Below are 20,227 nucleotides of genomic sequence, written 5' to 3'. Positions count from 1 at the left end.
TTGTTTAAACGAACGAATTTCAAATTGAATTTATTGCTTTCTGACAATCAACTTCTTGGTAACAATGGATCGACCATCAATCATTAGTTGATACATATACATCCCACTATTGAAGTCGCGTAAGGAAATACGCGCATTTCGTTGATCTTTATCTAAAATCAACTCCTTGATTTCTTGACCTAAAATGTTGTACATCACAATTTTCACCTCTTGGTTAGATGTAAGCATTTGAAAATCAATGTCGGCATAATCACTGGCCGGATTGGGGTATAAATTGGAAACTACAAGGCGGTCCGACTGGAACAAATAGTTATCATTGGTCCCTGTCTCTTCATATACTTTACGCTCCATACCAATCGGTTCAGCAGATTTGGTTGTGCTAGCCTGCGCATACGTATTTTTCAAAAACTGACTGATGTATGTATTCTCCTGAATATTTAAATTGGTTTGTAACTGGGGATTAATCTTGAAACTTCTCTTAGCTAATAAAATAGGTAATCTAACTGGATTTGGCTTTGATTTCATTTCTAAACGCGAGCGAGATTTACTTTCACCTTGAGCACTAACATTCCATGAACTCTCTACGAAGAGTAAAAAAAGTACACAAGAAATCAATACAGGTAAAAAACGGTTCATTATTTCAACAAAGGTGAAACAAAAATAAGACAGTTATTGTGTTAGAAAAATGGAAATAGGTCAAATGGTACATTTTGAATGACCAAAGGCCCAATTTTAAGGATTTTTAACAATTGGAATGGACAATTCCGGTGCATTCACCGCCTCCATTAACTTTTTGAAAGTAACCTTTTCATTGATTCGCCATCGGTAGCCATCCAAAACTTGTAAATCTTCGTTCCATTCTTTGGGTGGAACAAACTTCGCTTCTGGCTTAGTGATAAACGTAATACGCTTGACTTTATTTTCTTCAAAAAACAGGTTCATTCGGCTGCACTCCACACGGTTCAATCCTGTTGTTACTTTTTTGTCGTCCATGACATAATAAATACTCTCCCCATTACCTTCCACATTGACTCGTCGAAGTTTAGAATCGTCCTTGAAGAAGACCCAGACCTTTCGACCTTTGATCTGATTAAAATGTGAAGCAGAATCTGCTGAAATCACAAAAGAATGACCGCGTAGGCGCATTTCCTTGAGCTTTTGATTCACCATAAATAAGGATATTGAATCAGCGGTAGATTGGGAATCATTGGTCCAAATAATGGGCTTTTGATAAAAATGTATCACAGAATCTCGCATATCATATCCCAAGGAGTCGCATCGAGCGGATAAATCCGACTTATAAATCAGCACATGCTTGTAGGCATATAACTTGCGCACAGAATCTTGTTTATTATCAAAAGAAACCAAGGTATCGGCTGTTAAATACAAGGTATCCTTTTCCATGATGTTTCGCATTAAAGCATTTCCATAGACACGAGTTATTCCTGTTTTACCGTTGTATCGTCCATTCTTACCCGTTAAAACAACTTTATCCTTCTGGCTTAAAAATTCTACATTACCTTTGGCCACCCCAATCTTGGTAGGGCTATCGTAAAACAATGTATCTGCTGTTAAGGTATAATCTTCCATTTTGGCCGTTGATCGGCCTGTAAAATTGGAGACTTTGGTTTGCGTATTATAAAAGCCAGATTTGGTATAAACAGTATCTTTCTTATTGATAATTTCCGTCGGACAAATGAAAAAAGCCTCTTTGGAAGCAGTATTATAGCGCAAGGAATCTGCTTTAAGCGCTCCACCCTCTTTATCAAGCACACGAACTTTTTCTTTGAACAAAAAGTTTTTGGTCACTGTATTATAAAAACCTTCTTTACTTGTAAGCGTGGTTTTCTTATCCAAAATTCTGGCTCCAGTATGATAGACGGCCATTTTTGTATTCATATCATAATCCAACTTATTGGTATTCAATACTATGGTATGGTCATCTAATTTCACGCGTCCCAACATATAGGCTTGTCGGAGGTCACCATTATACAAGGCTGAATCTCCTGTGATGGTCACCGTATCTGCTTGGATAATTTTCACATGACCGTAGGCCTCTACATTATTGGTGGTACTATTAAGAATGGCTTGATCACAAGATAATGTGGTGGTACCTTGACGAAGGACTACTTTCCCGATTAATTTTCTAATCATGGATGATTCTACTTGAATAAAATTCAGACTATCTGCTGAAATCACCTGAACTTGACTTTGGCTCCAAGCAAAGACAGGTAAAAGAAGTAGAATAAACAGGAAAATAGGCGATTTATAGCGCATCTTGAAAGCGAATCGTTAATTTCGTGGCTTTATCACGCAATTTACCATTTTTATGCTGGAAGATTTCATCCAATTTGTCCGAAAAGAGAATTTATTCCAAGCCGATCAAAAAATATTGTTGGCTGTCAGTGGCGGAATTGACTCCGTAATCATGTCCAAACTATTTTCTTTGGCCAAATTCAATTTTGGGATTGCGCATGTCAACTTCAGTTTGCGTGGTGAGGAATCGCTGACGGATGAGGTATTTGTCAAAAAAATGGCCAAGACCTTAAAAGTTCCTTACGATACCATTTGTTTTGATACAAAAGCTTTTGCTGAGAAAGAAAAACTCTCTACACAGATGGCTGCCAGAATATTGAGATATGATTGGTTTGAGGAGATTCGTCAAAGGGAAGGCTATGATTTTATAGCCACTGCGCATCATCAGATGGATAGTGCAGAAACTGTATTAATGAATTTGAGTCGAGGAAGTGGTCTAGCCGGCTTTCATGGGATACCAGTTAAGCATGGATACATCATTCGCCCGATGGCTTTTGCGAATCAGGAGCAAATTTTTGATTTTGTGGTTAGTCACAAATTGGCTTGGCGAGAAGATTCGTCCAATGCATCCACGAAATACCAAAGAAATTTCATTCGGCATGAGATTATTCCAAAGTTCATCGAATTAAATGCACATTTTGAGCAGAGCGTTGCGCAAAGTAGTGCCAACATAGCTTCCATTGAAAAATGGATGCAAGCTGAATTTCAAATCTGGAAACAAGAACGTTGCAAAACAGACGCACAAGGAAACCTATTTATACAATTAAGTGAACAGGGTTTAGCTGAAAAAGAGTTGGTGATGCGGCAGCAGCTTTTATTGGCTTATCATTTTACGGCAGATGCCATGGGGCATATTTTAGCAGCTGGAGATCAACAAATTGGTAAAATATTTGAATCACCTAGTCATATCTTGAACATTGATCGGCAACAATGGGTAATTAGTCCAAAAGATCAATCTGAATTTAAACCTATCCTAGTGGATGAAGAAGCAGAGGAAGTAGATTTAGGACATCAGATTTTGCATATTGATTTTGGAGAAAATGAAAAAGAATTCACTCCTCCTACAGGTTCCCACGTGGCCTGTTTAGATGCTGAGACCTTGCATTTCCCACTAGAAATCAGAAAATACCAGGAAGGAGATTGGTTTTGTCCTTTGGGTATGAATCAAAAGAAATTGATTTCTGATTTTTTAACGGATAAAAAAGTGCCGTTGAATTTGAAGAAAAATGTTCAATTGGTCTTGAGTAAAGGTTCTGTGGTGTGGGTCATGGGGTATAGAATAGATAACCGAAATAAGGTGACAGATAAAACAGAAGGGCTATGCATTTTGACATTGGAAAATAAGCACGTGGCTTCATAGTGTGGCTTCGAGAACCTCATGTGGTGGCTTCGAGGACCTCAGCCACCAAAAGATTAGGAGTCGTGGCTTCGAGAGCCTCATAGTGTGGTTTCGAGAACCTCAGCCACCAAAAGATTAGGAGTCGTGGCTTCGAGAGCCTCATAGTGTGGTTTCGAGAACCTCAGCTACCAAAAGATTAGGAGTTGTGGCTTCGAGAGCCTCATGTGGTGGCTTCGAGGACCTCAGCCACCAAAAAATTAGGAGTTGTGGCTTCGAGAGCCTCATGTGGTGGCTTCGAGAGCCTCATGTGGTGGCTTCGAGAGCCTCAGCCTCCAAAAGATGAAGAATCGTGGCTTCGGGAACCTCAGCCACCGAAAGATGGGGAATTGTGGCTTTGAGAGCCTCAGCCACCTGAGTAAATGAAAATGGTAGCTTCGAGAGCCTCAGCTACCTGAGTAAATGGGCATTGTGGCTTCGAGAGCCTCAGCCACCTGAGTAAATGAAAATGGTAACATCGAGAGCCTCAGCCACCTGAGTAAATGAAAATGGTAGCATCGAGAGCCTCAGCCACCGAGTAAATGAAAATGGTAGCATCGAGAGCCTCAGCCACCTGAGTAAATGAAAATGGTAGCTTCGAGAGCCTCAGCCACCTGAGTAAATGAAAATGGTAGCATCGAGAGCCTCAGCCACCGAGTAAATGAAAATGGTAGCATCGAGAGCCTCAGCCACCTGAGTAAATGAAAATGGTAACATCGAGAGCCTCAGCCACCAGTGGATGGGATTTGTGGATTTGAGAACCTCAGCCATCAATAACCTTGCTTGATTAAATTATTTTGTACTTAGACTTTCCCTTGATAAACCTTTCAAGTTGATACTTTCATAAAGCCAATTAGCATTAATCAGAAGCCGGTCCAATTCTTGTTCAAAAAACAATTCTGTATGACTATTCCACTGATTGGGCAATTTTTCCAATTCTCTAAAACTCTTGGCTAAGGTAGAAATATACTCTTTTTTTTGGGAGGCATCATTTATAAAAATGGGAGGATACAATTCATACATAAGCATCCAATTTTTTGCAATACGGGTAACTCTCCCATTTCCATCAGCAAATGGATGAATACGAATTAACTCATGATGGAAGTAAATAGCTCGAATAATGGGATTATCAATGTGTTGAATTCGATAAAATAGTTCGGACACAAAACTTGGTACCATCAAAGGGTCTGGACAAATATGCGCACCAATTTGTACCATGGTATGTCGATAACGATTGATGCAGGGCATTCGTTTCGGGAGAAACTAAGCGAAGCAATTGGAACAATTGAATCTCCTTGCACAAGTTTTGATGAAGTACTATTTCCGAAAAGACAAAATCAAGTGAAACTTTCAAATTCTTGACGTACTCTATTGCTTCCTCCTCATTTTGAGCTTCCATTTGAGCATTTTTAATGCTTAATTGTTCTTTCAAATCATTGACGCCTGTCACATAAATATCCAACAAATCATCATCTAAATGGTATCTGCTATAAATGATTAAGCGATAAATGGACTTCACTATGTTATCGATTTCGGCTATTTTACGCGCATTAATTCGAATATTTTCAATTGGTATTAGTTCCATCGATTTCAATAGTTAATTACAATACACATTAAGCATTTAACCATCCAAAAGAATAAATGTTCTACCATAAATCATTTACTTGATAATGATTTCCGAGGAGATTCCTTTGATTGAAAATAACGTAGTTTACGCTTAGATTTGTCAAATCTTGAAGATTTGACAAATCTCTGGGACAATGTCAATGCCAATCCCAATGTCAATGCCAACGTCAATTTCATTATCAACGTCAATGCCAAATCAACATGACAATTCTCCTAACAAATTACCTTGACAGGTTGACTTGATAAATTCCAAGAAAAGATTACATAAAAAATCTCCCTACCTTATCAACTTCCTATACGTCTCCGTACGGATAGGGTCCAATAAACTGAGGTAAGCAAAAGCTTGCTGGCGCTCGCTAGGACTAGCTTCATCCATGATGGAGAAGATTTCATCAGCCTTGGCATCAAAGAAAATACGAATGTTAGCCGCACCTGGACGAATTTGGTTGATTTGACGAATTTGATTCAACAACTCTAAGATTCCTTTTCGGGTTTCATCTGGCTGATCTTTATAAGTATCCAATAATAATCTGTGATACGTATAATTTACTTCTCGGATACCCTGCAATTGCTGATTCATTAAACTTTCTGATATGGCTACCCGACTACGCACGTCACTCACTACTCCCCAGCCTGTGCCAGATGTCTGAGCCAAATTGGTTAGGTTAAACAACTTCTGAGTGAATACATCTCCTCCCATTTTACCAAAGGAATCATATTGATAAGCACAGGCTAAATAGGCATAGTAGGCCAGCATCACACTTAAATTCTCGATATAGGAATTGTCATTGTAAGTCAAAGGCATTCCCAATAAATACTTAAAATTGAAGTTCTTATCAATGATGTTCAATACGATGGTTTCGTAGGATGTCCCAAAAACTGGTCTCAATACTTGCACACGAGCATTGGCCTCAAAGTCTCCCTGCGAGGTAGCTTTGGTCAAAAGTAAATTGATATTGACTTTAATTTTTTCCTCCGGAGCAAAATTATCATTGGACCAACGTCTACCATTCAAGAATTCTTGCATGGTCCTTTGTAATTCCGGATATATTTGATTGCTTCCGCGCTGCTGATCGAGCTGTAATTGCTCGGTATTGATGGTTATCGTTGCTTGTAACTCCTGGGCACGAAGTCCCCAGGAAGTTAGCAACAAGATTAAGCTCAGAAAAAAGGGAGTAGATTTCATGGTTAGAAATCAAACGAAATAAAATTATTTTTCGTCTGTACCTTCTTCACGGATACGAAAATCAACTTTATCTGCCATAAAGTCGTCGATAGCTAAAGCCGAAGGCTTAGGCATACGCTCGTAATATTTGGAAATTTCAATTTGCTCGCGGTTCTCAAATATCTCCTCTAAATTATCTACTGAAGATGCAAACTCAGAAAGTTTACCCGATAATTCTTCCTTCATTTTACTAGAGATTTGACGCGCTCTTTGCGAAATAATGGAAATTGATTCGTACACATTTCCCGTCTTTTCGGCAATTTTATCTACATCACGGGTGATGATCGATGGGTTTGTTTGGATCTTAGACATCTCTATAAATTTAAGATTGCAAATTTAGACTAAATTTTTGGTAAAAACTATTGAGGACTGGTGGCCAATTTGGAGGTTTTCGCCTTCTCCTTTTCCACAGCTGCCTTGTACTCCTCTTCCAAATGGGTGATTCGAGCTACCTCTTCGACACTTTTCGTGTACATCTTCTCAGCTAATTTCAAATAATTGCTGTTCGGATATTTATCCACTAGCTCTAAATAAAACTTGGATGCATCCGTATAACGTTCCTTTTGCTTCATCTCAATGGTGCTATTCGCCAACTCAAATTGAGATAAAACCTTCAAATATGCCATTTCCTCATTATAATCTGAATCAGGGAAATCACGCTGAAAATTGGTGATTTCGATTACTGACGATTTCAAGGTAGCAATATTGAAAGGCGATGTCTTATAGTACAAACGCGCTTTTTCATAAGCTTTACGCTCTAATTTCTTACGCAATTCCCGAATGATATTGCTGCACTCTTCCTTAAACTTGGTATCTGGATAATTATTTAAATAACTCTGAATCTCGTTAATAGCCGATAAAGTCCCTGTTTGATCCAAATTGTAATTAGGCGAGTCTTTGTACAAAGCAAATGCCGACATGTATATCGCTTCTTCCGCATATTCACTACGAGAAAATACTTCCGCAAATTTCTTGAAATGCGAATTGGCTAAGGTATAATTACCTGTATTGAAATCACAATATGCTTGGTAAAAAGTGGCTAATTCTTGAGTAGAATCGCCTTTTAACAAGGGTAGAATCTCATCAAAAAGAATCCCTGCCTTCGCAAAATCCTTCTTTTTATAATAATCTACAGCGGCCTTATATTTGGCAGGCACATTGGCGCTCTTACGGAATTTTTCAAATTTCCCACAAGAACTTAAGCCAATCAAGGCCACCGAAAGAATCAATACTAAATTTTTCAACTTCATAAGAGCGCAAAGATAATCATAATTGTGCGTACGTCCGAATTAAACTGCTTTACTAAATTGTAAATGATATAATTGAGCGTATAAACCGTCTTTTTTAATCAAATTATCGTGATTTCCTCTTTCCATTATCTCTCCTTTGTCCATCACTAAAATTTGATGGGCATGTCGAATCGTGGACAATCGGTGAGCAATCACCACAGCAGTACGCCCCTTCATTAAGGTGGCGATGGCCTCTTGAATCATCAATTCTGTTTCAGTATCTACCGAAGAAGTCGCCTCATCCAAAATGATAATCTTAGGATCATGTACCAATGCTCTTACGAAGGAAATCAATTGTCGCTGACCCACACTCAGGGTTGCCCCTCTTTCCATGACTTGATACTGATAGTCTCCTGGCAAGGACATAATGAAATCATGTACCCCAACGGCTTTGGCCGCCTCCTCCATCTTTTCTTGACTGATGGATTCATCTCCCAAATTAATGTTGTAAGCAATCGTAGAACTGAACAAAAACACGTCTTGCAATACCACCGCAATATTTTTACGTAAACTTCCAATTTCATAATCGGTCAAAGCAATACCATCAATCAGTATTTTTCCAGCTTGACAATCGTACATTCTACTTAATAAACCAATGATGGAAGATTTACCTGCCCCTGTTGCCCCTACAATGGCCAAGGTTTTACCTGCCTCCACTTCAAAACTCACATTCCGAACCACCCATTCTGGCTCATTATAGGCAAAAGTCACGTCTTTAAACTCCACATTCCCTTCCAATTGATCGGCTAAATGTGTACCATTATTTTGAATATAATCCGTTGAATCCAAGAGAGTCAAAATCCTTTCGGTAGAAACAATCCCCATTTGCAAGGTATTGAAACGGTCGGCCAACATACGGATAGGCCTAAAGAACAAGTTGATGAACATGATGAAAGCCGTCAAAGTACCAACACTTTGTTGTTCTTTCAAAATATAGGTTGAAGCCATCCAAACTACCAAACCCGTACCCACAGCAGCAATCACATCCGCTACTGGGAAATAGACCGAATAAGCCCAAATACTCTTGATATTGGCATCCCGATGGTCCTTATTGATTTCTTGAAACTTGACTAATTCCCTTTTTTCGGCATGAAATAATTGCACAATCATCATCCCAGAAATATGCTCTTGTACAAAGGAATTCAGATTTGCCACTGCCAAACGAACCTCATTGAAGGATTTTTTGATGTGTTCTTTGAATATGTAGGTCGACAAAACCATGAAAGGAACCGTCGCTAAAATGATCAAGGTCAAACGCCAATCGGTATAAAACATGACGCCAACGATCAAAAACAACTGCAATAAATCCCCCGCAATGGAAGCTAAACCCTCTGAAAAAACATCGTTCAAGGTTTCTATATCGGAAACGGTTCTAGTGACCAAGCGACCAATGGGTGTGGCATCAAAGAAGGCCAATCGCAGGTTGATGATTTTTTGATACAAGGTTACCCGAATATCGCGGATCACTGTTTGACCTAAATAACCCGCTAAATAACTAGTAGAAAATTGTAAACCTGTTTGTAAAAATAATACCCCAAGCATGATAAAAAACATGCGCAAGAGATCTTGGATGTGTGTTACATCTACATAATGATCAAGGGTATAACGAATGAGTAATGGAACTACAGGGGAAACACCTGCCATGCAAAGAATCAAAAATACCAATAACCAAAAACGGAATTTATACGGCTGTATAAACCCATAAATTCTGCGAATGATGTGTAGGTCTACTATTTTACCGCTGGACGTCTCTTTCAAAGCTTAAACGGGGTTGCTGGTTTCCGTGGGCATTGCCGAACAAGTTCCGCAACCTTTGGCACAACCCACTTGTTTGGAAAAAAACATCCGATAGACCATTCTCCCTAAATAAAAAAGTGCTCCAACAAATACGAGACTGATGATGATCTTTTCCATGAGCATATTAGTTTTCCCAATGCGTTTGTAAAGTTCCTAAAAATTCTTCAAAAATAGCCCCTGCTCCAATAATTTGACCCGTAAAAATCACATCCGAACCACCTGAAAAGTTACTTACTTTGCCTCCTGCTTCTTCAATGATGATTTTACCTGCTGCTACATCCCAAGGTTTTAGATTGGCTTCAAAAAAACCTTCAAATCTTCCGCAGGCTGTATAGGCTAAGTCAATGGCGGCAGCGCCCATTCTTCGTAAACCATGACTTTTTTGCATGAGTTCCTTCAAGAGGGTTAAATATTTGTCTTGGTAAGAGAAATCATGGTAAGGAAAACCCGTTGCTAACAAGCTCTTTTCTAATGTAGGCTGTGAAGAAACCCGAATAGGTAAACCATTCAAATGTGCCCCAGCTCCTTGAACGGCATAAAATAATTCGTCCCGATTAGGCTCATAAATCATGCCTAACACGGGTTGTTTCTGATAAATCAAACCAACCGATACTGCATAAATAGGTAATTGATGCAAGAAATTGGTCGTTCCATCCAAAGGATCAATTACCCAATAATAGCCATCTCCTACTTCCGAAAAATCGGATGCAGATTCCTCAGCAATAAAACCCGCCTCGGGAAAAATGGCAGCTAGTCCTTCTTTCAATCGGACTTCAGCCGTCTGATCCACAAAAGAAACTAAATCGTTTTTGCCTTTGTATTGAATGTGTTCCATGGCAATCTGATTCACCATGGATTGTATCCACTGGCCCGTTTCCCGAACCAGAGGCAATGATTGCTCTAAAATTTTTGATAAATCAGCCATTATTTCTTTGCAGAAGGCTTAGACGCTACTTTAGTGGGTAGTGGACCTAAGACCCAGTCTGCCAATAATTGTTGTGTTTCTTTTAAATACACATCTTTCGCATGCTTATCTGCCGTTGATGCTTTTTTGTCTTTATCGCCCTCTGGAGTATCAGCTGCTGAACCTGAAATATTATCCATTACAGCTTGTGACTCATCTGGCTTTTTCTTTTGCTCATCCAACTCCTTCTTACGCTTGTCGATTTGCAAGGAAATAGAATTCAATTCCTTAATCTTCTTCCAACGTTCAAAATCATCTTTCAATTTGATTAAATCAGGTTTCGATTTCAAACGTGCTTGAAAGCTAGATTGCATCTTATTGATTAATCCTAGATTGATATTTGATGTGATTTGATAATTCGTTGCTGGAATCATATCCCAAGGCAATGCGCTAGGCTGTGAGCTTTCTCCAAACTCTTCGGCAGAAAATGCAGAAGGTAAAGCGAAATCTGGACTTACTCCTTTATGCTGTGTCGAGCTACCATTGATACGATAGAATTTCTCCAAGGTAATTTTCAATTGACCTACAGGCTCCTTCTCGTTGTTCATGTAATTATCCAAGTCCACCACCGACTGTACCGTGCCTTTACCGTACGATTGTTCTCCTACGATAATACCGCGCTTATAATCTTGAATAGCAGCTGCAAAAATCTCCGAAGCTGAAGCCGAGAAACGATTAATCAATACCGCCATAGGTCCGTCGTAAAATTGCTCCGGGTCTTTGTCTATTTCCTGAGTAATCTTACCATCGGATTGTTTTCTTTGCACCACAGGACCTTTTGGAATGAATAAACCCGTTAAATCCACCGCTTCGATCAATGAACCACCTCCATTATTTCTTAGGTCAATGATTAAACCATCTACACCTTCTGTTTTAAACTCCGTTAAGAATTTTTTCACATCAGCTGAAGTAGATTTGAAATCCGATTCTCTTTTGCGCGCTCCTTCAAAATCGCGGTAAAACATGGGAATAGTGATTAAACCTAATTTAATTTTCTTATCTCCTTGGTTGTAGGTCAAAATCTCTTTTTTGGCTGTTTGTTCTTCCAACTTAATTTTCTCACGTACCAAACGAACCTCCGTACCCGGAGAACCTGCACCAGCTCCTGCTGGCAATAATTTTAAACGAACCACGGTGCTTTTCGGTCCACGAATCAGCTTGACAGCATCATCAGTAAACCAACCAATTACATCCACATAACTTCCATCATCTCCTTGGGCCACACCGATAATTCGGTCTTTGGGATTGATTTGCTTACTTCTAAAGGCTGGGCCTCCTGGAATCAAATCTTGAATGGTCACATAATCTCCTTCCAAACGAAGCGTAGCACCAATACCCTCAAAGCTCTGCGCCATATCGGTATTGAAAGCTTGAGCCGTGCGCGGAATCATGTACGAGGTATGCGGGTCAATACTTTCGGTATAGGCATTCATAAAAACTTGAAACACATCTTCTGAGCGAGTACGTGCCATGTATTTTTCGGAACGCTTATAACGCTCTTTCAACTCACGCAATGCTGTGGTATCCGCTTTTCCAGATATTCTCCAATCCAGCAATTGTCTTTTCACGTCCTTGCGCCAAAAGTCGTTTAGCTCTTCCTTAGATGCCGCATATTTGGCTTTTTCTCTACCAGGCTGATAGGTCTCCTCGACAGTAAAATCTGGTATTTTTTGCAAGATTTGATCGATATAGGCATAACGCTCTTTCATCCGTTGCTGGTAACGATTGTAAATAGCGAATGCAGAAGTCAAATCGCCATCGTTCAATTGGTTGTCGATGGTTAAACGGTATTTCTCCAATTCATCAATGTCAGAAGCTAAGAAGAACACCTTATTAGGGTCTAACTCTTTGAGATAGGCATCGTAGATTTTGGACGACAGCGAGTCGTTCACCGGAATCTTGCGGTAATGGTAATTACTTAAGATACCAAAGACCAATCGCTCCACCTTGCGCTGGGTATCGGTGGGTTGTAAATCACCTTCCTGATACACCACGGATTTGGTGGAAGGAAAAGTAGTCTGATTTTTGCCGTGTAAAAACAAAACCACTAGAAGTGACAATGGGATTAAAATAGGCAGTATCTTTTTCATATACCTGAATGCGTTATGTTATTTTTCGATGGCAATCAATTCAACTTCAAAAATCAAGGCAGAATAAGGTTTAATGGCTGCTCCACCACCGCGGATACCATAGGCTAGTTCTTGAGGAACGTACAGTTTCCATTTAGAACCTACTGGCATCATTTGCAAAGCCTCTACCCAACCCGGGATTACACCTGTAACGGGGAAAGAGATTGGCTCTCCACGGTCCACAGAAGAATCAAACACGGTACCATCGATCAGAGTTCCATGATAATGGGTTTTTACCTTGTCCGAGGAAGCTGGCTTAGGGCCATCACCCGCTTTGATAATTTCATATTGTAAACCACTTGGAGTGACTAACACACCAGCTTTCTTTTTGTTTTCGGCTAAAAACTTTTCGCCAGCCTCTTTATTAGGCAAAAACTGCTTGGCTCCTTCCGCCATTTGTCTTTCCTGATTACGCATCATGAAATTATTGACTATTTTTTGGCAATCTTGTTCGCTGAGGCTTAAAGTGCTACCTTGTGTGGCTGCAGCAAAACCTTTGGCGACGGTTTCAGGTTTCAAAACAACATTTTGTGATTTGAAATTTTGAGCGACCAATACACCTACGGCATAAGAAACAGAATCAAGCGTACTTGCAAAATGAGATCCAGCATGCATGGCGGCTTTTGCTTTAGGAGCTGAAGCAGCAGGTTTAGCCACTACTTTAGCTTTGGCGGCAGGTTTTGTCTGAGCAAAAGTGGAAAAAGATAGAACAGTAAGCGTAAGAATAGTCGTTAATCGTGTCAATGGAAATTTCATAGATTTTATTAATATAGTCAAACAAAGCCTCTAAGATACAGAAAAATGGTTCTTTCTCAATTATTTTAACGCCATTTAACGGAACAGATATTGACCTAATGATAAGTATCTAAAAAAAGTCTTATGAATTCATACATTTTTTGCAATAGTTATGGGAATATTGAAATTTCATAACTAATTTTGCACCCGAAAATTTAGTTCAAAATAAGTATTTAACATCCCAGAAAACTCCATTTTAACATGGCATCAGTAAGACCAGACGAAGTTTCAGCCATCCTTAGGGAGCAATTATCTCAGGCTAAGACCCAAGCAGAATTAGAAGAAATAGGTACCGTACTCCAAGTGGGTGATGGTGTAGCTCGTATTTACGGGTTATCCAATGTACAAGCAGGTGAGTTGATCGTATTTGAAAACGGATTGAAAGCCTTGGCATTGAACCTAGAAGAAGACAATGTGGGAGCCGTATTATTAGGCGAATCCACGTTGGTGAAAGAGGGCGATACCGTAAAGAGAACCAAGTTAATTGCTTCGGTTAAAGTGGGTGATGGCATTTTAGGTCGTGTAGTAAACACCTTAGGTGAGCCTATCGACGGAAATGGTCCTATCACGGGAGATTTATACGAAATGCCATTGGAGCGTAAAGCACCAGGGGTAATTTTCCGTCAACCAGTAACAGAACCTCTTCAAACAGGTATCAAAGCGATCGATGCTATGATCCCCGTAGGACGTGGTCAGCGTGAGTTAGTTATTGGTGACCGTCAAACAGGTAAAACAGCTGTTTGTATTGATACGATTATTAATCAAAAAGAATTTTACGATAAAGGTGAGCCTGTTTTCTGTATCTATGTAGCCATCGGTCAGAAAGCATCTACCATCAAACAAGTAGAACAAACATTGCGTAAAGCAGGTGCTATGGAGTATACTGTAATCGTTTCGGCGAGTGCGGCAGATCCAGCTCCAATGCAATTCTACGCTCCATTTACAGGTGCAGCGATTGGTGAGTTCTTCCGTGATACTGGTCGAGCTGCCTTGGTTGTATATGATGACCTTTCTAAGCAAGCTGTAGCCTACCGTGAAGTGTCCTTATTACTTCGTCGCCCACCAGGACGTGAAGCATATCCAGGTGACGTATTCTACCTTCACTCTCGTTTATTGGAGCGTGCAGCTAAAGTAAATGCTTCGGATGCTATTGCGCGTTCGATGAACGATTTACCAGATTCCATCAAGCATTTGGTTAAAGGTGGTGGTAGTTTAACTGCTCTTCCGATTATTGAAACACAAGCAGGTGACGTTTCTGCTTATATCCCTACCAACGTAATTTCGATTACGGACGGTCAGATTTTCTTAGAGTCTAACTTATTCAACGCGGGTATTCGTCCAGCGATCAACGTAGGTATCTCGGTATCTCGTGTAGGTGGTAACGCACAGATTAAGTCGATGAAGAAAGTAGCAGGTACTCTGAAATTAGATCAAGCTCAATTCCGTGAATTGGAAGCTTTTGCTAAGTTCGGTTCTGATTTGGATGCTTCTACTAAATTAACGATCGACCGTGGTCGTCGTAACTTAGAGATGTTGAAACAACCTCAATTCTCTCCACAACGTGTAGAAGATCAAGTAGCCATGATTTACTTGGCTACTACTGGTAACTTGGATAAAGTACCTGTAGATAAAGTACGTGAATTTGAAAAAGATTATATTCAAGTATTACGCGCTACTGAAAAAGCAACATTGGATGCTTTAGGAGCAGGTAAATTTGATGATACCTTGACAGCTACACTGAAGCGTGTAGGAAATGAAGTAGCAGCTAAATACGCAGTTTAAAAAATTAGAATCGTATGGCTTCCTTAAAAGAAGTAAGAAATAGAATCGTTTCAGTTAATTCGACGCAACAAATCACCAAGGCCATGAAAATGGTTTCGGCAGCGAAGTTGCGTCGTGCCACTGATGCCATAGTCCAAATGCGCCCTTATTCCAAAAAGTTATCAGAAATGATTGCGACAGTATCAGGACGTACGGATGCAGGAAAAGAGAATCCATTCACTGAAGTACGTGAAATCAAAAACGTATTGATTTTGGTGGTAACATCTGACCGTGGTTTATGTGGTGCTTTTAATGCGAACATTGGTAAAGCAACCATCGCATTAATTCAACAAAAATATGCGGCTTTGAACCAAGCGGGTCATGTAACCGTGATGCCATTGGGTAAAAAAGGTGGTGAATATTTAGGTCGGAGAGGCTACAAGCTGAACGCCGCTCACCAAGATATTTATACCAAATTGAATTTTGGCAATGTGCGTTTGATTGGTGAAGATGTATTGAATGGCTTTGCCGAAAAACAATACGACGTAGTAGAAATCGTTTTCAACGAATTCAAAAACGTAGCGACTCAAATCATTCGCACGGAACAATTGTTGCCTTTGCAAGAAAGCAATACGGGTGATGTAAAACCTTCTGCTGTGGATTATATTTTTGAACCATCAGAGGCAGAAATCATCAACGAATTGATTCCGAAATCCATCAAATTGTCCATCTTCCGTGCTTTATTAGAGTCCAATGCTTCTGAGCATGGTGCTCGTATGACAGCCATGGATAAGGCGACGGACAACGCCGGTGAATTGATTAAAGCATTGAAATTAGAATACAACCGTTCACGTCAAGCCGCAATTACCAACGAGATCCTTGAGATCGTAGGTGGAGCTGAGGCCTTATCTGCTTAAATCCAATGAAAAAGATCATATTGCTTCTGGTTTTGTCAGTTTTAGGAATGAATGCCCAAGCGCAATCTTTCAAAACTCCGACTCCAAGTCCTACACAAACCATCAAACAAGAGTTTTCTCTTTCATCTGTAGAGATTACTTATTCTCGTCCTGCCCTACGTGGCCGTAAGATTTTTGGTGATATTGTTCCTTTTGGCAAATTATGGAGAGCGGGTGCCAATGCTCCTACCAAAATCACTTTTGGTGAAGATGTGAAAATCATGGGCAAAAGCTTGAAAGCTGGCTCTTACCAATTGATGATTAATCCTACGGAGAAATCTTGGGAGATTATCTTGAATAAAGGAACAGACGGTGTTTTTAATTACCACCCGGAGGAAAATGTATTGACAGTATCCGTACCAACAGCTACTTTGCAATATCCTGTGGAATCTTTGGCCTACCAATTTGAACTAGTTGCCGCTAATAAGATGTTCATACAGATATCTTGGGAAAAGACTTTCGTCTCTATTCCGGTAGAAACAGAGATTGATGCTAAGATTGCTGCTTCCATTGAAAAGGTGATGAGTGCTGATACTAAACCCTATTTTGAATCTGCTTCCTACTATTTTGAGACAGGTCGTGATTTAAACAAGGCTTTGGAATGGGCTACAAAAGCAACGGATTCAAATCCAACAGCTTTTTGGGTATTCCATTTAAAAGCGAAGATTCAAGCGAAAATGGGAGATAAAGCGGGTGCCAAAGCAACGGCTTTGAAATCCATTGAATTGGCGAAAGCCGCAAAAAATGATGATTACGTAGCACTTAATGAGAAATTAATTAAGAGCTTATAAAATAGAATTGCTTAATTTGAAAAAGCCTTTCTTAACAGGAAGGCTTTTTTTAGCTTATATATGGGAGAAGAAAAGGGATATAGTACTGATAAAGAGCAAGAAACCGCCGTCTTAGTGGCCGTGACTACTCAAAAACAAAATGCACAGCAAACGGCCGAGTACTTGGCCGAACTAGCTTTTTTGGCCTCTACCTCAGGGGTTTTGACCTTGCAAAGTTTTACTCAAAAACTAGCCAAGCCAGATAACCGTACCTATGTGGGTAAAGGTAAATTGGATGATGTGATTCGGTATGTGATTGACAAAGATGTAGATATGATCATCTTTGACGATGATTTGTCGCCCTCACAGGTTAGGAACATTGAATACGAGATTTCATTGTGCGGTAAAGAAATGAAAGTTTTGGACCGTAGTTTGTTGATCTTGAACATATTTGCTCAAAGAGCCAAAACGGTACAAGCCAAAACCCAGGTGGAACTGGCGCAGTACCAATATATGTTGCCTCGTTTGACCCGCATGTGGTCTCACCTTTCCAAGCAACGAGGTGGTGTGGGTATGCGTGGTCCTGGTGAAAAGGAATTAGAAACTGACCGTCGTATTGCCAATGACCGCATAGCCTTTTTGAAAGAAAAGTTGGAGGCTATAGACCGACAAACCTATACTCAGCGTAAGAACCGCGACCGCATGGTGCGCGTATCTTTGATGGGATATACCAACGTAGGTAAATCGACATTGATGCAGAAATTGGCCAAGGCCGATGTTTTTGCCGAGAATAAATTATTTGCCACGGTAGACTCCACGGTACGCAAGGTCAGCTGGGAAGGTATTCCTTTCCTTTTAACCGATACCGTAGGATTTATACGCAAACTCCCTACCCTGTTGATTGAATCCTTTAAATCCACCTTGGATGAGGTGAGAGAGGCCGATATACTTTTGCACGTGGTCGACATTTCCCATCCGAATTTTGAGGAGCAGATTGAGATAGTTCAAGGAATTTTGAATGAAATGGGAGCTGGCGATAAGCCAACCATCTTAGTGTTCAACAAGATTGATTTATTCCCGGTAGAAGACGTTTTCTTTGAAGGCGCAGCCTTGAATGAGGATGGAGAACCTGAATTGAGTAAGATGGATCGAGTAACCCAGTTCTTGAAACAAACTCACTGGCAAACCAACCAGCCCAAAACTGTCTTTATCTCTGCCGAGCAAAAGAGCAATTTGAACGAATTGCGTGAAACCGTCATGAACCTAATCAAAGAAAAGCACATGCAAATCTTCCCGAACTGGTTAAGCGGTAATCACTTGATGGGGCATAGTGATGAGTATGTGCCGGAGTAAATATTAATGTAGAATGTAGAATTAGGAATGGAGAATTTATTAATAATTGTAATTTGTGAATTGATTGGAACAGTAAAAAATTAAACAGGCAAGAATTTTTAGTCTTAAATTTTCTACATTCTTCATTCTACATTACAACGTTTTCCCCCTCAACCTCAAGGAATTCGAAATCACTGATACGGAACTGAAGCTCATGGCAAGGGCGGCGAGCATGGGGGATAAAAGCGTGCCAAAGAATGGGTAAAGCACTCCGGTGGCAATGGGGATACCTCATTCAAATATATTAATTAGATCCCCCATCTTCTTTTTATGTATAATAAGTTTCCCCTTTTAGGCCAATAGTTTGGGTAATATTCACTTTGAAAAATGTTAATAGTATTAGCAGATTTTTCAATCAGGTTGTTTTCCAATAAATACATCAAAGCAATAGAAGGGCTTCTTGATTCTCCCAAACTACAATACACAAAAACTTCGTTGCCATTACTCAAATTTTGGTGTATAAAATCCAATGCAGGATTAATCATTGCATCATTTACATACTTTGGGTCATCTCCATCAATCATATTTAAGTAAATAGCATCTTCATCACGTCTGAACAAATAATGTGGGTGACTTGGATCGCAACCCCTACCTTGCCATCCAACAACAGATTGGTGAGTAACAAAACCATTGGCTCGATTCAAGGCACAGACGATTTTCATTCCTTTTTTTTTGGCAATGGAGTATTGTTCTTTTATGCCAACAAATAGCGAAATATCCTTTATTTGAATCATTCTATTTATGAGGTTTTTTGAGGTTTAGTTTTTTGGCAGTACTTTCTATTTGTTTTACAAAGTGTTTCTCTGCTTCTGATAGTTCTTTTTTTGCTTGCTCTTTAAATTTTTCATATTCAGCATTGGCTTTTTTCAAAGCTTGTTGGTGGCTTACTGTCCCTGCGTTTTGTAAAATATTGTTGCCCGTCATTCTCACAAAATCGTCAAGTCGTTCTACCCAGTCTTTCATATACATTGGATTACGATTGAGTGCCTGCAATTCAGCCAATTCTAAATAAGCGGTTACCATTCGATTTAGCACATTAAGTTCATCTTCTTTTAAATAGTTTTTGGCTATTTCAGTCTCCTGTTTGGTTGGCTTATTTCCTTTGATGTGGGTTAAACCTAAATTTGGTTTTTTTGCATCAATGCGTTGGAAAATAATTTCGGCTGCTGTATGTCCGTGTGCTGCCCAGTGCATTTTATTTTGTACTGTTTGGAAAAATTGTATGGACATTTCTAAATTAGGATCATAGTCAATACTGGTTGCATAAATATCCAATACCTTTCGCCAGAATACTTTTTCCGAAGATCGTATATCCCGAATACGAGCCAAAAGTTCTTCAAAGTAGTTACCTCCACCTGCTTGTTTCAGCAATTCATCGTTCATTGTAAATCCTTTGACAATGTATTCACGAAGCCTTGCCGTAGCCCATTGGCGAAACTTTGTACCCTGATGGCTTTTTACTCGGTAGCCCACAGAAATAATCACATCAAGATTATAATAATTGGTAGGTTTTGTAGAAAAATCGGAAATTCCGATTTTTCTCATAGACGATTGCCTTTCAAGTTCTTTTTCTTCGTAAATATTTAAAATATGCTCATTTATAGTTGAACGGGATTTTTGAAACAATTCAGCAATTTGGTCAATGGTTAGCCAAACTGTTTCATCCTCCAAACGAGTTTCAATTTTGGTATTCCCGTCTTCGGTTTGGTATATGATTATTTTACTTTCTTCCATTTCATGAGTATTTTGATTTAAATCGTCTTCCTGATATTCGGAAAATGATAATAAAAATTCGCTCTATTTACTTAATAGTTCTCTAATTTACATTTTTA

19 protein-coding genes are annotated in these 20,227 nt (G+C 39.6%); 5 read left to right on the top strand and 14 right to left on the bottom strand.

The window, feature by feature from the left end; genetic code table 11:
* Positions 1-30: 30 nt before the first annotated feature.
* Both U0R11_RS09075 and U0R11_RS09070 read right to left on the bottom strand, forming a co-directional pair.
* A complete protein-coding gene (locus tag U0R11_RS09075; protein WP_406751385.1) occupies positions 31-636 on the bottom strand; it encodes a T9SS type A sorting domain-containing protein in 606 nt (201 codons plus the stop codon).
* Between the two features lie 96 nt (positions 637-732).
* Positions 733-2,277: an OstA-like protein gene (locus U0R11_RS09070; RefSeq protein ID WP_406751384.1), complete on the bottom strand. Its 1,545-nt coding sequence runs from the start codon at positions 2,275-2,277 to the stop codon at positions 733-735.
* Positions 2,278-2,329: 52 nt separating this feature from the next.
* On the opposite strand from U0R11_RS09070, the gene tilS reads away from it, so the two are divergent.
* Positions 2,330-3,676 carry a tRNA lysidine(34) synthetase TilS gene (tilS, locus tag U0R11_RS09065; RefSeq protein ID WP_406751383.1) on the top strand — a complete coding sequence of 449 codons (1,347 nt, stop codon included), beginning with the start codon at positions 2,330-2,332 and terminating at the stop codon, positions 3,674-3,676.
* 807 nt (positions 3,677-4,483) lie between these two features.
* On the opposite strand, the gene U0R11_RS09060 is transcribed toward tilS, so the two are convergent.
* The 10 genes from U0R11_RS09060 to U0R11_RS09015 form a co-directional block, all read right to left on the bottom strand.
* Positions 4,484-4,870 carry a Fic family protein gene (locus tag U0R11_RS09060; RefSeq protein ID WP_406751577.1) on the bottom strand — a complete coding sequence of 129 codons (387 nt, stop codon included), beginning with the start codon at positions 4,868-4,870 and terminating at the stop codon, positions 4,484-4,486.
* Positions 4,821-5,276: a hypothetical protein gene (locus tag U0R11_RS09055; RefSeq protein ID WP_406751382.1), complete on the bottom strand. Its 456-nt coding sequence runs from the start codon at positions 5,274-5,276 to the stop codon at positions 4,821-4,823. The genes U0R11_RS09060 and U0R11_RS09055 overlap by 50 nt, the downstream gene beginning before the upstream one ends.
* 318 nt (positions 5,277-5,594) lie before the next feature.
* Positions 5,595-6,503, bottom strand: coding sequence for a type IX secretion system protein PorD (gene porD / locus U0R11_RS09050; RefSeq protein WP_406751381.1), 909 nt, complete (start codon positions 6,501-6,503; stop codon positions 5,595-5,597).
* 24 nt (positions 6,504-6,527) lie between these two features.
* Positions 6,528-6,845 (bottom strand): DNA-directed RNA polymerase subunit omega, encoded by a 318-nt coding sequence (locus tag U0R11_RS09045; RefSeq protein WP_109325079.1) that lies wholly within the window; start codon positions 6,843-6,845, stop codon positions 6,528-6,530.
* 56 nt (positions 6,846-6,901) lie between these two features.
* Complete coding sequence (locus tag U0R11_RS09040; protein ID WP_406751380.1) at positions 6,902-7,792, bottom strand: outer membrane protein assembly factor BamD; 891 nt, start codon at positions 7,790-7,792, stop codon at positions 6,902-6,904.
* A 39-nt stretch (positions 7,793-7,831) separates the two neighbouring features.
* Positions 7,832-9,589, bottom strand: a complete 1,758-nt coding sequence (locus U0R11_RS09035; protein ID WP_406751379.1) for an ABC transporter ATP-binding protein — start codon at positions 9,587-9,589, stop codon at positions 7,832-7,834.
* A gap of 3 nt (positions 9,590-9,592) precedes the next feature.
* Positions 9,593-9,745, bottom strand: a complete 153-nt coding sequence (locus U0R11_RS09030; RefSeq protein ID WP_406751378.1) for a FeoB-associated Cys-rich membrane protein — start codon at positions 9,743-9,745, stop codon at positions 9,593-9,595.
* Positions 9,746-9,752: 7 nt separating this feature from the next.
* Positions 9,753-10,553, bottom strand: a complete 801-nt coding sequence (locus U0R11_RS09025) for an inositol monophosphatase family protein (protein ID WP_406751377.1) — start codon at positions 10,551-10,553, stop codon at positions 9,753-9,755.
* On the bottom strand, positions 10,553-12,682 hold the full coding sequence (locus tag U0R11_RS09020; RefSeq protein ID WP_406751376.1) for a carboxy terminal-processing peptidase: 2,130 nt from the start codon (positions 12,680-12,682) through the stop codon (positions 10,553-10,555). The genes U0R11_RS09025 and U0R11_RS09020 overlap by 1 nt, the downstream gene beginning before the upstream one ends.
* An 18-nt stretch (positions 12,683-12,700) precedes the next feature.
* Positions 12,701-13,477, bottom strand: a complete 777-nt coding sequence (locus U0R11_RS09015) for an FKBP-type peptidyl-prolyl cis-trans isomerase (RefSeq protein ID WP_406751375.1) — start codon at positions 13,475-13,477, stop codon at positions 12,701-12,703.
* Between the two features lie 240 nt (positions 13,478-13,717).
* On the opposite strand from U0R11_RS09015, the gene atpA reads away from it, so the two are divergent.
* The 4 genes from atpA to hflX are packed head-to-tail and all read left to right on the top strand — an operon-like array spanning position 13,718 to position 18,356.
* A complete protein-coding gene (atpA, locus tag U0R11_RS09010) occupies positions 13,718-15,298 on the top strand; it encodes a F0F1 ATP synthase subunit alpha (RefSeq protein ID WP_406751374.1) in 1,581 nt (526 codons plus the stop codon).
* 14 nt (positions 15,299-15,312) lie between these two features.
* Positions 15,313-16,194, top strand: coding sequence for an ATP synthase F1 subunit gamma (atpG, locus tag U0R11_RS09005; RefSeq protein ID WP_406751373.1), 882 nt, complete (start codon positions 15,313-15,315; stop codon positions 16,192-16,194).
* Between the two features lie 5 nt (positions 16,195-16,199).
* Complete coding sequence (locus U0R11_RS09000; protein WP_406751372.1) at positions 16,200-17,024, top strand: DUF2911 domain-containing protein; 825 nt, start codon at positions 16,200-16,202, stop codon at positions 17,022-17,024.
* Positions 17,025-17,084: 60 nt separating this feature from the next.
* Positions 17,085-18,356, top strand: a complete 1,272-nt coding sequence (gene hflX / locus U0R11_RS08995; RefSeq protein WP_406751371.1) for a GTPase HflX — start codon at positions 17,085-17,087, stop codon at positions 18,354-18,356.
* A 287-nt stretch (positions 18,357-18,643) separates the two neighbouring features.
* Here hflX and U0R11_RS08990 read toward each other — a convergent pair whose 3' ends face one another.
* Both U0R11_RS08990 and rhuM read right to left on the bottom strand, forming a co-directional pair.
* Positions 18,644-19,129 carry a dual specificity protein phosphatase family protein gene (locus U0R11_RS08990; RefSeq protein WP_406751370.1) on the bottom strand — a complete coding sequence of 162 codons (486 nt, stop codon included), beginning with the start codon at positions 19,127-19,129 and terminating at the stop codon, positions 18,644-18,646.
* Position 19,130: 1 nt separating this feature from the next.
* Positions 19,131-20,129 (bottom strand): virulence RhuM family protein, encoded by a 999-nt coding sequence (gene rhuM, locus U0R11_RS08985; RefSeq protein WP_406751369.1) that lies wholly within the window; start codon positions 20,127-20,129, stop codon positions 19,131-19,133.
* Between the last annotated feature and the right edge of the window lie 98 nt (positions 20,130-20,227).

It is taken from the genome of Aquirufa salirivi (genome assembly GCF_045310485.1).
GTDB classification, from domain to species: domain Bacteria; phylum Bacteroidota; class Bacteroidia; order Cytophagales; family Spirosomataceae; genus Aquirufa; species Aquirufa salirivi.
The sequence above is the reverse complement of the archived record's forward strand: the minus strand, read 5'-3'. Positions and strand labels throughout refer to the sequence as shown.